Annotated in this window: 15 protein-coding genes; 2 read left to right on the top strand and 13 right to left on the bottom strand. The window is 29.2% G+C overall.

Going from position 1 to position 15,674, the window contains the following annotated elements:
* Positions 1 to 15: 15 nt before the first annotated feature.
* The 6 genes from AC3VJB_RS05660 to AC3VJB_RS05635 form a co-directional block, all read right to left on the bottom strand.
* Positions 16 to 2,346, bottom strand: coding sequence for a TonB-dependent receptor plug domain-containing protein (locus AC3VJB_RS05660; protein ID WP_167713686.1), 2,331 nt, complete (start codon positions 2,344 to 2,346; stop codon positions 16 to 18).
* A 42-nt stretch (positions 2,347 to 2,388) separates the two neighbouring features.
* Positions 2,389 to 3,303: a FecR family protein gene (locus tag AC3VJB_RS05655; protein WP_047788997.1), complete on the bottom strand. Its 915-nt coding sequence runs from the start codon at positions 3,301 to 3,303 to the stop codon at positions 2,389 to 2,391.
* A gap of 82 nt (positions 3,304 to 3,385) precedes the next feature.
* Positions 3,386 to 3,904, bottom strand: a complete 519-nt coding sequence (locus AC3VJB_RS05650; protein WP_497666879.1) for an RNA polymerase sigma factor — start codon at positions 3,902 to 3,904, stop codon at positions 3,386 to 3,388.
* 62 nt (positions 3,905 to 3,966) lie between these two features.
* Positions 3,967 to 5,715: a M14 family metallopeptidase gene (locus AC3VJB_RS05645; RefSeq protein WP_497666878.1), complete on the bottom strand. Its 1,749-nt coding sequence runs from the start codon at positions 5,713 to 5,715 to the stop codon at positions 3,967 to 3,969.
* 19 nt (positions 5,716 to 5,734) lie between these two features.
* Complete coding sequence (coaD, locus tag AC3VJB_RS05640; RefSeq protein WP_047788995.1) at positions 5,735 to 6,187, bottom strand: pantetheine-phosphate adenylyltransferase; 453 nt, start codon at positions 6,185 to 6,187, stop codon at positions 5,735 to 5,737.
* On the bottom strand, positions 6,187 to 7,170 hold the full coding sequence (locus tag AC3VJB_RS05635) for a D-alanine--D-alanine ligase (protein ID WP_073183623.1): 984 nt from the start codon (positions 7,168 to 7,170) through the stop codon (positions 6,187 to 6,189). Before AC3VJB_RS05635 ends, coaD begins: the two co-directional genes overlap by 1 nt.
* A gap of 154 nt (positions 7,171 to 7,324) precedes the next feature.
* Between AC3VJB_RS05635 and AC3VJB_RS05630 the strand changes: the two genes are divergently transcribed.
* Both AC3VJB_RS05630 and AC3VJB_RS05625 read left to right on the top strand, forming a co-directional pair.
* Positions 7,325 to 7,906, top strand: coding sequence for a PASTA domain-containing protein (locus AC3VJB_RS05630; protein ID WP_073183621.1), 582 nt, complete (start codon positions 7,325 to 7,327; stop codon positions 7,904 to 7,906).
* A gap of 17 nt (positions 7,907 to 7,923) precedes the next feature.
* Positions 7,924 to 8,958, top strand: coding sequence for an RluA family pseudouridine synthase (locus tag AC3VJB_RS05625; protein WP_047788992.1), 1,035 nt, complete (start codon positions 7,924 to 7,926; stop codon positions 8,956 to 8,958).
* 41 nt (positions 8,959 to 8,999) lie between these two features.
* Here the strand turns inward: AC3VJB_RS05625 and AC3VJB_RS05620 are convergent, their stop codons facing one another.
* The 7 genes from AC3VJB_RS05620 to argH all read right to left on the bottom strand — a co-directional run bounded on the left by AC3VJB_RS05620 (position 9,000) and on the right by argH (position 15,485).
* Positions 9,000 to 10,283, bottom strand: a complete 1,284-nt coding sequence (locus AC3VJB_RS05620; RefSeq protein ID WP_281979867.1) for an APC family permease — start codon at positions 10,281 to 10,283, stop codon at positions 9,000 to 9,002.
* A gap of 221 nt (positions 10,284 to 10,504) precedes the next feature.
* Positions 10,505 to 10,627, bottom strand: coding sequence for a hypothetical protein (locus AC3VJB_RS05615; RefSeq protein WP_389863903.1), 123 nt, complete (start codon positions 10,625 to 10,627; stop codon positions 10,505 to 10,507).
* Between the two features lie 35 nt (positions 10,628 to 10,662).
* Positions 10,663 to 11,145, bottom strand: a complete 483-nt coding sequence (locus tag AC3VJB_RS05610) for a M24 family metallopeptidase (protein ID WP_439655278.1) — start codon at positions 11,143 to 11,145, stop codon at positions 10,663 to 10,665.
* A gap of 232 nt (positions 11,146 to 11,377) precedes the next feature.
* Positions 11,378 to 12,421: a DKNYY domain-containing protein gene (locus tag AC3VJB_RS05605; protein WP_167713688.1), complete on the bottom strand. Its 1,044-nt coding sequence runs from the start codon at positions 12,419 to 12,421 to the stop codon at positions 11,378 to 11,380.
* A gap of 163 nt (positions 12,422 to 12,584) precedes the next feature.
* The gene (locus AC3VJB_RS05600) at positions 12,585 to 13,562 is read right to left on the bottom strand and encodes a DUF6630 family protein (protein WP_253680012.1); all 978 of its coding nucleotides are present in this window, start codon (positions 13,560 to 13,562) and stop codon (positions 12,585 to 12,587) included.
* A gap of 209 nt (positions 13,563 to 13,771) precedes the next feature.
* Entirely contained in the window at positions 13,772 to 13,930 is a 159-nt protein-coding gene (locus AC3VJB_RS05595) for a hypothetical protein (protein WP_281979866.1), read from the bottom strand.
* A gap of 283 nt (positions 13,931 to 14,213) precedes the next feature.
* Positions 14,214 to 15,485: an argininosuccinate lyase gene (argH, locus tag AC3VJB_RS05590; protein ID WP_497666877.1), complete on the bottom strand. Its 1,272-nt coding sequence runs from the start codon at positions 15,483 to 15,485 to the stop codon at positions 14,214 to 14,216.
* Positions 15,486 to 15,674 lie beyond the last annotated feature (189 nt).

Raw genomic sequence — 15,674 nt, 5'->3', positions numbered from 1 at the left:
TAAAGTCTTTTTTTATTAAAAATTAACTCTAAAAACAAAGTTAGGTGTAATTCCTAGAGATATTTTGTTAACCTCTTTTAACTTATATTCAATTTCATTATCAGAATTTCTAATTGGAATAGCATTATAAGTTCTACTTAAAATATTTTTGTTATTAAAAAGATTAAGTAAAGAGAAGCCCAATTTACCTTTCCAGTTTTTAGAAAAATTAAAAGAATACGTCATAGATGCATCCAATCTACTATAATTAGGAAGTCGAAGCCCATTTATATTGTCTGAATCTATAATAATACGAGGAATTCCTTCATCATCTGTATAAAATCTTTTAACGGCAGTATAGGGATTTCCTGTTCTAAATATCCACCCAAGAGAGAACTCATAGCTGTTTAATTTGTAAGCATGAGACCAAGAAAGATAATTAGTTATATCATGATTTGCAGGAAAAAACTTATTTTCTAAGTCTAAAAATTTAAATTTATTTTTTGTGTATGAATAATTAACCCAAGTTCTATAATTATTAAATTTTTTATTTATAAGTATATCAATACCATGTATTTTACCTTTACCATTAGAAAAGTCATTGGTTTGGTCGTTATAACCACTTGTTTGAGACGTCATACCACTAACTTTTTTATAGTAAGGTTCAATATCAATTTTCCAATTATTTTTATTAAAAAGTATTCCCGCTGAAACCTGTAAGCTTTTTTGTAGAGGAATATTATCATCATTTACTTGAGCCCATATCTGATTTTCTAAATCAAAACCTAATCTGGAAGTTTGAAACTCTATAATTTGACTCAATGTTTGGTGTTTTTGTTCAAAAGAAGCTTTAAAACTTAAGCTTGATGTAAGTTTTTTCTCCAAATATAATCTAGGTTCAAAAACAAATTTATCGATTTTTGAAAAGTAATTCAATCGTATGCCAGAATTTATATTCCAGTTATTGTTATCATATATATATTCCGTAAAAATTGAATGTGTATTGTTTGTAACTTTATCTTTTTGTATCGAAGAGTTCCTATTTCCTTCTAAGTCTATGAGATATTTTAATTCGTAAGTAGCTTTCGTAGATGTAAAATCATAACCCCAAAATAAATCTGTTTTATCGTTAAAAGAATAATTCATATTGTAGGAAAGCCCAAAATCAGTTAAAGAATTATTTTTAGTTGATAATAAAATTAAATAATCATCTATATAGTTATAGTTTCCTTTATATTTTAATTTAAAGTTAGAAAAATAACTTTTTATATTATGAGTCTTTTTTTCCGAAGATTGTTTATTCCAATTTACACTTACACCTGTATTATGGATATCTAACTCATCATTATATTTGTCTTTATACCTAGGAATTACAAAATTGTTAAGCATTTGATTATTTGTGTATAAGAAACTAATGTTTAAAGATTCGTCTTTACTAGGGGTGTATATAAATTTTGTGGTATAATCTGAAAAATTAAATTTATTATCTCTACTAAATTTAATGTTTTTATCTATTATTTGACTTTCTTGATTATCATCAAATGTTTGAAAAACACGCATAGACAATTTATCAAAGGTGAAAGTTTTTAAAACATCAGAAAAAGACCTTCTTGCAGAAATAGAAAAAGCAGTTTTTTTTGAAAAAGGAATAGTAAGAAGTGCATCAGCATGCGTCATGTTCAATCCGAAACTTCCAGTTATTTTGTGCGGTATTTTATTTGTAGTTTTAATATCTATTACACCAGATACTCTATTACCATACCTAGCTCCTGTACCGCTTTTAGAAAGGTTAATCTCTTTGGTTGTATAAGGGTTAAATGCTGAAATCATTCCAAAGAAATGACCAGAATAGTACATTTTTATACCGTCCCATAAAACTAAGTTTTGATTGGGAGTTCCACCCCTTATATATATTCCTGCAGCTGTTTCATTAGGACTTTGAACACCAGGAATAATTTTTAAACTTTCTAGTATATCTGGTTCAGTTAAACCAGGTAAAACACCTAATTGTTTTGGAATAATAGATATAGTTCCATCTCTTTTTTTATTAATACCAGAAGTAATATAATTAGTTACAAGAACTTCTTTTAAAAGATTATACTCATTTGATTTAAATGTTGAATTTATTGTTATATAATAATACCGCTCATTAATTTTATTAAAAATTAATGATGTTTGACGTTGAATTTCATTGATAAGATAAACAAGTTCACATTTCTTTTTTTTAAAAGAAATATTTTTATCATTAATGACTTCTGTACTAAAAGAAAATTTTACTTTAAAAAGAGCTTCTGTTTCTTTTAAAACGTTTAATAAAGGAGCATCAATAAAAGAAATGTCTACCTTTTCCTGAGAAAAAATAGACATAGTTAAGCATAAAAAAAGTATACTTAATTTTATCTTCATTTATTAATACGTCAATATAACTGAACTATTTTCTGCTAATTTATAAGAAATTTTCATAGGAGCAAAAACAGTTTGTAACGCTACATCAACATTTTTATGTGTAAAAGTACCTGTAAAACGTTTAGAAGTGTCAACGTTAGAAGTATCGAACTTTAATTTAAATTGATTTTCTAAAGCTTTTATAACTTGATGTAAAGGAGTATTATTAAAAGAGCTTTCTCCTTCTATCCAAGAGGGAACAGAGCCTACAAATTCCCAATTTTCACCAGAGTTATTATAATTTCTATAAGCTTTCCCTTTAGTTAGTATAATTTCTTCTTTACTTTTTGACGTAACTTTAACTTTACCTTCGTAACATTCAATTTCAAAATAATTTTTTGATGTATTTACTGTAAACTTTGTTCCTAGTACAGTTACATTACCTTCATTAGATTTTACAGTAAAAGACTTTCCTTTTTCGACTTCAAAATAAGCTTTTCCTGTCAAAAAAAGCTCTCTTTTATTATTCCAGTTTTGTTTATCATAGCTAATTTCAGACTTAGGTGATAAATATACTATAGAATTATCAGGTAATGTAATAGTTAATTGCTCTCCGTATTTTGTAGAAAAATCAACAGTATTATTATTAAAGTATAAGAAGCTAATTAATAATATAACAGAAGCAACCGCCCCATACATCCATTTAGGAACTAATTGCACTACTTTTTTATTAGCTTTAGATTGTTTGATGTCTGTTTTGAGTTTATTAAAAGCCTCTTCCTTATCATAAAAAGGTGTTTTTAAATTTAGAGAAGCATCATCAATAGCTTTAAATTGATGATAAACATCTGTTTTTTGAAACTCTTTTAATTCTTCCGCTGTTAGCTCATTGGCTATCCATCTTGCTAAAAAGGTTTCTTCTTTATAATTTATATTCATTTTCTAATCTATTCGTGCTATTTGTATTAAAAACAAGTAAAAGATTAATTACCCTACCTAATTAATACAAATATTACTTTTGTTATACTTTACCTATCTGTTCTTTTAAAGTAAGTAATGCTTTACTCATTCTTTTTTCTACAGCTTTTACAGAAACTCCAACAATATCTGCAATTTCAACATACTTTTTCTTATCTATTCTACTAAGCAAAAAAACTTCTCGTTGTTTTTCAGGCAAGTTGGCTATTGCTTTTTTAAGCTTAGTATGAAATTCTTCTTCTTCTAAAATAAAATGAGGAGTTTCATTAGTTTTACCAGAAGAAACATTTTTCTTTTGATGTTCCAAAACAACTTTTTTGTGAGCAACATCGTTTAAAAAATGATTGTTGGCTACTGTATATAGATAAGATTTAGCTTTTTCGAAAACAACTTTAGTACAATTATTCCATAGTTTTATATACGCTTCTTGTACGATATCTTCAGCTTGCTGGAGATCACCGCATTTGTAATATATATAATTTCTCAATGTTTGCGAATGTTGGTTAAAAACTTCTTCAAAAATTTTTTGCTCACAAACAGATTTTAATGGGTCTTTATTCATTTAAATCAAGTTCCTAATCGGTGACAAATGTATGAAAATGTAACTAAGAGGTTAAAAAATTATCAATATAACTTATAAATTGGTAATTTCTTATGAGCTTTTTCATAATGAGGTGTTTTTTTATAAACCCAATATAATTGTGTTTGCGCATTTTTTGCAAAATCTTCTTCTGTTTTTACTTTTTGAAGAAACTCTTGTTTTAATGAGGGATTGTTATTTAAAAACTCTTCAGCAATATCTTCAAAAACGTAAGAAGAGTATCCCTCTTTTTGTTGTAAAATAGTATCAAAGAAATTCCAGTTGAAGAAAGAATCAATAGCTTCAGCTTCCAAGGTCTCTATAATATAACGTATTCCTGTTTGGTTTGTAGGAATATAAATATCTCCATTATTAAATTTAACTTGTAGACCTCTTGTTTGGGTAACTTCAGTATTGTAGTGTAAATAATGACCTTCGTATGCCGTTTTTCGAGTTTCAAATTCTTTGATGTGCTGAACTTCTACAGTTAATAAGGTGTCTTTTTCAAAACGAGTAAATTCAATTTTATTATTTTCTAATCGTTCTACAACGTCATGCCAACCTTGTTCTAATATATAGGCCTTGGGTATGGCGATTTCTTTGGTAGGAACAAAGTAGTTATAATAAGAAACTTTTTTAATGTAAGGTTTTGTTCTATCATAAAACAAACGTTTTCCATTGGTAACTTTACTGTCTATAAAAGTTCCTTCGTATCCTTTAAAATGAAGAGCTGTAGGATTGTTCTTATCAACTGTAAATAGAATAGGATATGTTTTTTTGTTTATTATTTCTTCAACAGCATTTTTTCGTAAATCTTTTATTTTGTTACTGTTTTCTTTGGAAAAATCTAAAGCAGAAAACAACAATTCATAGGTTTGTTCTACTCTAATTTTATACGGTTTCAACATATGAGTTTCAACCATTAATCCTAAGGTATTGAAGAGGGTAGTGTACCCAGTAGAATATCTAGGTGAATCGAAAAACTGTGACCAACCACTTTCTGGAGTTGTTCCCCAAACATTTACATAAGGAGTAATAATAATGCCTTTCTCAGCCAAAGAATGTTCTATTTCAGGACGCATTTTTGTTTCAATAAACTCACCTAAATTTCCTCCCAATTTATTGTGTTGTGTAAATAGATGTGTAATTGCGTACTGATAGTCTGCTCCATTGCTTACATGATTATCTATAAAAACATCTGGATTTACAGTGTGAAAAATCTCAGTAAATGTAGCGGCATTTTTAGTATCTTGTTTAATAAAATCACGATTTAAGTCGTAGTTACGAGCATTTCCTCTAAAACCGTATTCTTTTGGACCATTTTGATTGGCTCTTGTGTGTGAGTTTCTGTTTAGGGAGCCACCAATATTGTATATGGGAATAACACAAATTAAAGATTTTTTGTATTTGTTTTTTAAAGAATCATTTTGAACGATGTCTCGTAATAATAGCATCGAAGCATCTATTCCGTCAGATTCCCCTGGATGAATACCGTTATTGATTAAAATTCTATTTTTTGAAGAATTTTTAAGTTCTTCAATATTGGTTTTTCCATCAGTATTAAAAGCAACTAAATGTAAAGGTTTTCCAATATCTGTAGTGCCTATTTCAAACAATGAAATTTCAGGGTAAGTGTTAGCCAACTCTTCATAAAAAGAAATAACCTCTTTATAAGTAGGAGTCTCCGTTCCGTTTGATGTTTCAAACAGGGTGGTGAATTCGATGTTTTTTTTTGTAGGTTTTTGTTTACAAGCAGCAGCTATTATTAGGAGTAATACAAATAGTTTTTTCAAAAGAATAGTTTTAAAAAGTTTAAATTCTAACTGCATCTGGAACCAAGCCTGTGTAGTCTCCATCGTTTCTGATAACATCTCTTACAATAGATGAAGAAATATAGCTTTTACCTGAAGAGGTTAGTAAAAACACAGTTTCAATTTCAGAAAGTTTTCTATTAGTATGTGCAATCGCTTTTTCAAACTCAAAATCGGCAGGATTTCGTAAACCTCTTAAAATAAATTGAGCGTCTTGTTCTTTACAAAAGTTTACAGTAAGTCCACTATAAGTAAGTACTTTTATTTTTGGCTCATGCTTAAAAGTTTCTTCAATAAAACGTTGACGCTCCTCTAGAGAAAACATATATTTTTTATCGGCATTCACCCCAATTGCAATAATTAATTCATCAAAAAGGGTAACACCACGTTCAATAATATCTAAGTGTCCTAAAGTAATTGGATCGAAAGATCCAGGAAAAATTGCTCTTTTCATTATATCTTGTCATTTAAAGCCATTTCAATAGCGTTTCCAAATAATTCAGTTAAAGAAATACCCGCATGATTGGCTTGCTGTGGTAAAATACTTGCTTCTGTTAATCCAGGAACAGTATTCATTTCTATAAAATGTGGTTCATCGTTAACTAAAATATATTCAGAGCGAGAAAAACCACGCATATTTAAAATTTCATACACACGTTTGGCTACTTCTTTAACTCTCTTTCTTTGAGAATCAATTAAACGTGCAGGAGTGATTTCTTGAGATTGACCTTCATATTTAGCTTTATAATCGAAGAAATCATTTTCAGAAACAATTTCTGTTATTGGAAGTACTTTTGTTTCTCCTTTGTATTGAATTACTCCAACAGAAACCTCAGTTCCATCTAAAAAGCTTTCAATTAATATTTCAGTATCTTCTTCGTATGCTTTTTCTATAGCAGGAATTAACTCTTCTTTAGTATACACTTTAGATATGCCAAAACTAGAACCTGCTCCGTTTGGTTTTACAAAGCAAGGAAGTCCTACTTTTTTAATAAAAGCATCACAATCAATCTCATCACCTTTGTTTAGATATATAGAAACAGCTGTTGCTATTCCGTATTGTTTCACTACACTTAAGGTATCACGCTTATTAAAGGTTAAAGCCATTTGGTAGAATGGGGCAGAGGTGTGTTTTAAACCAATAAGATCAAAGTAAGCTAAGATAATTCCGTTTTCGCCTGGTGTACCATGAATAGCATTAAAAACACAATCAAATGTAATTTTTTGACCTTTAATTTCAATTGAAAAATCTTCTTTATTTATTGGATATTCTTCTTCGTTATCATCAACATACACCCATTTATTTTCTAAAATATGAACTTTGTACGCGTTATATTTTTCTGTATTAATATGTTTGTAAACTACATTACCACTTTTTAGAGAAATTCCTACTTCAGAGGAATAACCTCCCATAATAATAGCGATGTTTTTTTTCACTTCAAATGTATTTCAATTACTGTTTTTATCATTGTTTATCTAAAATCCAATCGTTGGATTATACAAACTTACCAAAAAAACTCGTTTAAGACTTGTTGAATTTAAAATAGTAATATTTTTACTGTAAATTTGTGCGATCTTACAAAAAAATGATATGAGTAATTTAACAGGAAAATCTGGAGGTTTATTTGAATTTATTAAAAGTAAATCTTTTTTAAAAAATATAATTATAGCAGTTGTTTCAATACTAGTTTTTGTATTTGTTCTACAATGGTGGTTAGGAGTTACAACAAACCATAATCAAAAAATACAAGTACCTGACCTACATAAAATGTCGTTAGCTGATGTTGAGCAAAAATTAAGTGAATTAAATTTAGATTTTGTGGTAATTGACAGTGCAAGTTATAATCCAGATTATCCTAAGAAGTCAATTATTGAGCAAGATCCGGAAGCAGGTGATTTTGTAAAAGAAAAGCGTAAAATATATTTAACCTTAAATCCGTCAAAGTATAGAGATATAGAGGTGCCTAATTTAAATGGACGTACCAGACGTCAGGCAACAACACACCTACGTTCAATAGGGTTTAAAGTAGGAACTAAGGTTACTTGGGTACACGATATAGGAAAAGATGTGGTTCGTGGATTAAAGTATAACGGACAAAAAATTGAACCGGGAACTAAATTACCAAAACAAACAACCATCGACTTGATTTTAGGGGATGGTAACGGATACTAATTTTTATAAATTGATTGATGCAGGAAGATAACACTCCAGAGATAGAAAATGATGATTTATACGAGCACCATAGGTTTGTAGCAACAGATGGTCAAGTACCATTGCGAGTAGATAAGTTTTTAATGAACTTTATTGAAAATGCAACTCGAAATAAAATACAGCAAGCAGCTAAAGCAGGAAATGTTTTAGTAAATGATGTAGCAGTAAAACCAAACTACAAAGTAAAGCCTAAGGATATTGTTAGGGTGGTATTAACATATCCACCTCACGAAAACTTATTAGTAGCAGAAGATATTCCTATTGATATAGTATATGAGGATGATGAAGTAATAGTGGTGAACAAGCCAGCAGGTATGGTAGTTCATCCTGGCCATGGAAATTACTCTGGAACATTAGTGAACGGACTAATTCATCACATAGAAAACTTACCAACCAACTCTAATGAACGTCCTGGTTTAGTACATCGTATTGATAAAGATACAAGTGGATTATTGGTAGTTGCAAAAACAGAATACGCAATGGCACATTTGTCTAAGCAGTTTTTTGATCGTACTACTGAACGGTTGTATTATGCTTTAGTTTGGGGAAATATTGAAGAGGATGAAGGAACGATTGAAGGAAACATAGGACGTAGTTTTAAAAATCGCTTACAAATGGATGTCTTTCCTGATGGTGAGCATGGTAAGCGTGCTGTTACTCATTATAAAGTACTTGAAAGACTAACGTATGTAACCTTGGTACAATGTAAGTTAGAAACGGGTAGAACGCATCAAATTAGAGCTCACTTTAAACACATTGGACATACACTTTTTAACGATGAACGTTATGGTGGGAATGCTATTTTAAAGGGAACTACGTTTACTAAATACAAACAATTTGTAGATAATTGCTTTAAAGTGTTGCCAAGACAAGCTTTGCATGCAAAAACTTTAGGTTTTACACATCCAACAACAGGAGAGTTTTTACAATTTAACTCTGAAGTACCAGAAGATATTACCGCTTGTTTAGAGAAATGGCGTACGTATTCTGAACATTCTAAATTGGAAGAATAAAAACTTATTCAAAGGCAAAGGCTATATAAAATGAATTCATTTTATATAGCCTTTGTTTCATTTTTCTTGTAGATCCACTCAATAATAAAACATAGAGTAATAATACCAAGAGAAACAAATACACCAATAAGATTTGATTCTAATTGTTGTCTTATAAGAATAATTAGGGCAACAGCACATAAAATGCAACCGAATAAAGAAATTCCTTTATTAGAGTTTGTTTCTTTTGAAAGCTTAAAACCTACATAATTTACAATTCCGAAAATAAGGATAAAACCAACACTACCAGCGATAGAAATACTTTCTAAATTCAAGGTGTTAACTAATATTAAAGTTGCTATAGCTGTAATTAGTAATCCGATAGGTTGATTCCAAAATTTAGCTAGAAAGTGATGTGGTAATTCATCATCTTCTGCAATTTCATAGTTCACTTTACTACCTCCGTATAATGAAGCATTAATGGCAGAGAAAGTAGAAATTAATGCTGCTATAGTTATGACAGTAAAACCTACCTGTCCTAACATTGGTTTAGCGGCTTCAGCTAGTACATAATCTTGTGCTTTGGCAATTTGATTAAAAGGAAGGGAACCTACAGTAACAAGAGCTATGATAATGTACAATATAATTACAAATATTACAGAATAGTAATAAGCTTTTGCTATGTTTTTTTCAGGATTTAAAATATCGGGAGCAGCATTAGCAATTAGCTCAAAACCTTCATAAGCAACAAAAATGACCATACCTCCAGCAAATAATTTGATAGGATTCTCCCAGTTACTAATAGATAGTTGTGCCATATTAGGATTTCCTATTAGTCCATAAGCACCGAAGGCAATAAAACCAATAAGAATTATAAGTTTAATAGCTACTGCGTACGATTCAATTTTTCCTACTACAGCAATACTGTAGTAGTTAATTGCTGTAGCTATAATAATAATAGCACTAGCATATATATGGAAGTTGATTGTTTTGTTTTGAGTAATTTCCCATAGGTTAGGAGCATATGAACCAAAAGCAGAAGCATATAAAGAAAGCATTACAATATAGCTTATCCATAAAAGATTGTTAATTGCTCCACTAAAAATAGTTCTTCCAAAACCTTGATTAATAAACTTTACGGTTCCTCCTCTATCTGGATATTTTTTGGAAAGATGTACATAGCTGTATGAGGTTAGTAAAGCTAATATACCTGCAAGTAAAAAAGCAATTGGAGTTCCACCTTTGGCAAGTAAAACAGCAAGACCTAAAATGGCAAAAATACCACCACCCACCATACCTCCAACTCCTATTGAAATGGCTTCTTTTAACCCTATTTTTTTAGACATATTTAGTGACTGTTAGTTAGTGTAACAGTCACTAAAGTAGTTATTTCTTTTGAAAGTGTTTTTTTTAAGTAAAAGTGATGGTGCAATGAGTTATTTAAACCCCAATTTCATTAGATTTTGATAGAACAATAGGAGTTTGTTTTACCTGTTACTAATATTGTTTGTTCGTGTTGTGTTATATATCCTCCTTTATTTCCAACCAAAGGCCATTCATTTTGCAACTAAACAGCTATAGTTGAGCTTGTAGAGATAAAAGTTTCAATTGCTACAGTAGTATTTTTTCTAAATCGTTCTTGGTTAGTTTTTACTCTGTAGTTTAAAATATTTTCTGGTTCTTCGTGCAAACTTCTTCCAACTCCATGTCCAGCTAAGTTTTTAATTACTTTAAATCCAACTTTTTAGCTTCAGTTTCTATTAAATATCCAATATCAACCATTTTAACACTTCCTTTTATATTATTTATAGCTTTTTTTAAGATGTTTTTAGAAGCATCTACAAGAGGTTGATGATTGTAAATGTCTTTACCCAGTACAAATGAACCTCCATTATCTGACCAAAAGCCATTTAACTCAGCAGATACATCAATGTTAATTAAGTCTCCTTCTTTTAGAATTTTTTTATCAGAAGGAATTCCATGAACCGCTTCTTCATTTACACTAATACAGGTATAACCAGGAAAACCATAAGTTACATAAGGAGCAGATTTAGCGCCAAAGCTTTTTAAAATTTCACCACCATATTCGTCAAGCTCTTTGGTAGACATTCCAACTTTAGCATATTCTCTCATTAGTTTAAGTGTTAATCCAACCACTTTACTAATTTTTTTCATTCCAATAAGCTCTGATTCTTTTGTTATTGACATTTTATTTTTTTTAAATTTATGCTTCTTCCTCTTTTCAAGAAGTATAAGCAAACTTTATAAAGTAATAAAAGTACCAAAAAGTATAAGGTTTTAGTAGATTAGGTTTATGATGGCCTTTTAGATAAAGTCAATTTTTTATTAAAACTAACCGTTTTTTTATATTCTCAATATAAAGTATAGTGTATTCGTATTTTATGTTTGTTTTCAAATAGTTACTATTAAGGAAGTAGGTTTAATTGTTTTCTACAATTTGGTCTCCTCGATAAGTATGATTTTTATCCTTATACAGTAAAGAATGTTTTTTATTTACTGGTCCAAAAGTAGCCACATCAGCGTCTTTTAATAGTTTTCCATAAACAAATACATGGTTTTTATCTTTTGAATAAAAAGAGGTTTTAAATATACTGAACGTATTTGGGTCAGCTTTTTCAATTATATCTCCGTGATAGAACACGTTGTTTTTATCTTTAGAATACGGGAATTGAATTATTTCAAAAGAAGCAGGATCAGCATTCTCAATTTTTACTCCATCATAAACAACCTTATTGTCAAATAATAGAAACTTATCTTTTAAAACAGTTAAATTGTTGATGTTTTGGTAAGGTATCGATATTAGAGAGTCTACCATTTTACCATTTTGATACTCCTGAAAATCATAAATATTGTTTTTATCAGCAATATATCTATTGTTGATTTTTTTAGTTGTAGCTGGATCTATTGTAGAAGCTAGTAATTTATAGCTTTTTAATGAGTATACATTATTTTTATCTTTAACAAAGTTGCTATTTATAATTGTAAATGAATTATAATCTACATTTACAGGCTTATAGTTGTAAAAATAAAATTTGTCGTCTTTAGACCAATCATTATCAATTTTTTGAAATGTATTTGGATTAGCTTTAGCTATTTTCCACAAGTGCTTTTTTCCTTGACTTTCCTCTTGAATATCTTGGGGTAAATAGTTTACAGCTAAATATACATGGTCTTTATCAAAACAGATGTAATTGTCTTTGTGGACATAAAAGGTAGAAACATCTACTTCATTATCTATAATATGAGTTTTAAAATATAGGTGATTTTTGTCTTTTCCAAAATCTCTTCCTAAGACCTTGAAGCTCTCAACATCTGCATTTATTTTAGTGTTACCCAATTCAAACCAATTTCCCATAGGAGAATAACAGATGTTATTTTTTGATTTTGAATAGTAATAGGAATCTGAAATAGATTTATCTACAGGACCTGCAAAAGGACTACAGGCTTGAGAGATAATCGCCATTATAAATAAGAATGCCTTTAGAAGAGGAGAATGTTTAGCTCGTGTAATTTTTTTAATTATAAAATTCAAAATAAGTATAATTATGATTGTTGATATATAAGGGTAGTTTGTAATTAAGTTCATTAAATAACTATATAATTAGTGTTTGTAACTTAAATAACTTTTATTTTTCGTAATAGTTGTATCCAATAAGTTTAATAAGTTTTTGTATTCTTTTTTTATCTGTAATTTTATGTAAAATAAAAACATATTCGTCTGACTGAGTATCTATAAAACCTAATTGAAGATTATTTTGTCTTAAAGGTTTATCGAAATCCTCAAAAACGTTATCAAAAGAAACAGATGCATTTTTTTTGTAATTATTAGGACTGGGTAAGTCAATAGATAAGTTAAAATTATCTTTTAATGTTGATTTTAAAAACCATTCTAAATCTTTAATATCAGCTTTCCAGTCTAATCTTATAATAAACGAAATATCATCTTCTTCTAAAAGGTCTATTAAATAGTTAAGTGTTGTAAAATATTCACTGTCATTATCATAGTTTTTAAGGTTTCCTATATGATTTAAAACGCATTCTTTTTTGTTTAAAACACATATTTCAGTCAGTTCTTTGTATGCTTTTCGCTGAATACTATTTATAGATGGACGCTCTTTTTTTGTGTTTACTTTTTTGTTAGAGTTTTTTTCTCTTTTTAAATTTTCTTCTACGAGTTTAATGAGTTCTGAGAAAGTAGCTTCTATTTTAGTTATAATTCTTAAATCATATACAGGTTTATGCATATCTGGAATATGAAACCATTTTATATCTTCACCACCATTGCATTTTCTTATTTCAATTTGGTTTTCAATTCTAACAATAAAATAAAACTCTGTAGGGAAGTTATAATCTTCATAATCATAAAATATAATTGAATTTGGAATATAAACTTTACGTTTACTTGAATCATATTCAATATCGTCTGTATATAAAAGTAACGTTTTAAAAATCTCTTTTTTTGAATTAGTAAACTCTATTTTTTTTGGAAAGTTTTTTTCAATAATTGTATTTTCAAATATGTATTTGAAAGAATTGATATTAAGAGTAGTTGATTTAAACGGTTTTCCGTATAGTTTTTTCTTATCGTAATATATTCTTGCCATATTTCTATTTATTAGGAGTTTTATTTGGTTGATTAACAATGATTCTTAAGATATTTGTAAGTGTTTTTATTTTGTACAACGAAAAAACAAAGGTTGTTTATTTTCCAAACTAATTGTTTCTCTCTTTTATTAAGCGTTAACCAAGGTGAAATTGAATAAAAAACATACAAAAATATAGGGTTAAAAAAGTATAATTAAACTATACACTGTTACCAACTACTTTCTTCTTTAATCAGTTCTAGTTGTCCGTTTACAATTTTATAAAACATCATTTTTTCATTTCCTTTTTCTACATACGGAAGTCCATATATAATTAATTCTTTATGTGAATTTGTTTTAGTATATAGAAATTGATATTTTGGTTTCAATAGAATGTTTTTGTTTTTATCGGCAATACCGTAAGAATAATAATCCTCAGTTTTACTTCCATTAAACTTATTTTTAATGTTTTATTCATTTATTAGTTTTCAGAAGTAGCAAACGTGCAACGATTTTTTTAGTCTAAAACTAATAATTTTTTATATATGTTCTTTAATAGAGGTGAATTTATATTTTAGTTTCGTTTTTTGAGCTGATTATTGCATGAAAAACTATTAACTCAAATCTAGTTGTAAAGATTCCTCCTCGAGCCTCGTTTGGAGTGACTAATCATTAACCAAGCTTCTCACGTATTTTATCCAAACACAAATTATCAATACTACCCACATGCGTATGTTTTTTAGAAGTATCAGGTGTATATGTACCGTTAACAACTTCGCCACCAATTTTTTGGTAAGCTTCTCTAAAACTCATACCATTTTCTACCAAGGTATTCATATTGTCTACTGTAAATAGATATTTGTACTTTTCATCATGTAGGTCAATATCTTTTACAATAACTTGCTGAATAGCATATTCAAAAATATCTAACACATCTTTTAACTCTTCAAAAGCATTGATAATATTTTCTTTTAATAACTGATAATCTCTATGATATCCACTAGGTAAATTGTTAGTAATTAATAAGGTTTCAGTATACAAAGCTTGAATCTTATTACACTTTCCTCTAATCAATTCAAATACATCAGGATTCTTTTTATGTGGCATAATGCTACTACCTGTGGTTAATTCATCAGGAAAAGAAATAAAATCAAAATTCTGACTCATATACAGGCAGATATCCATCGCAAAACGAGCTAGTGTATTACTCACACTACCCAACGCCATGGTAAGAGTACGTTCACTTTTTCCTCTACTCATTTGTGCAGCAACCACATTGTATTTTAAGGTCTCAAAGCCTAATTCTTTTGTGGTGAATTCTCTATCTATAGGGAATGAGCTACCATATCCAGCTGCTGAACCTAACGGATTTTGATCTACTGTTTTTAGCGCTGCATTAACCATGTACAAATCGTCAATTAGCAATTCAGCATAAGCAGAAAACCATAATCCGAAAGAAGAAGGCATTGCCACTTGTAAGTGGGTATACCCTGGTAATAGCTTGGTTTTGTGTTGTTCTGCTAACTGTAATAATGTATTGAATAACGTTTTAGTTTTATCAGAAATCAACTGTAAATTGTCTTTATAATACAATTGTAACGCTACTAAAACCTGATCGTTTCTTGAACGTGCGGTATGAATTTTCTTACCAACTTCACCGCACATGTTGGTTAATTCGAATTCAATTTTAGAATGTACGTCTTCAAATTGAGCATCTATTATAAAAGGACCTTCTGCCACTTGCTGTTGTAGTGTAGTGATTCCAGTAGTTACTTGCACTAATTCTTCCGAAGTAATAATACCGAGTGAGGCTAACATTTTAGCATGCGCTAGTGATGCTTGCAAATCATACGGTGCAATATGTATGTCTATTTCTCTATCGTTCCCAACAGTGAAATGTTCTATTTTTTTATCTATGGATAATCCTTTGTCCCAAAGTTTCATGTTTTTATGTTTTTTAATTAGTACTGAGTATTGAGAAGTTAGTATTGAGTGTTAAACACTATAACTAACAAAATTCTCATTGTTTGTTTGTCACCTCGAACGTATGTGAGAGGTCTCAAGGTTATGAGTTACTCTTTTTAATGAGATTCCTCTCTATCATTCGGAATGACGATTTGCTTTAGAAAAAGA

Source organism: Tenacibaculum sp. TB-53 (assembly GCF_059716285.2).
This window is presented reverse-complemented; position numbering and strand designations above follow the sequence as displayed.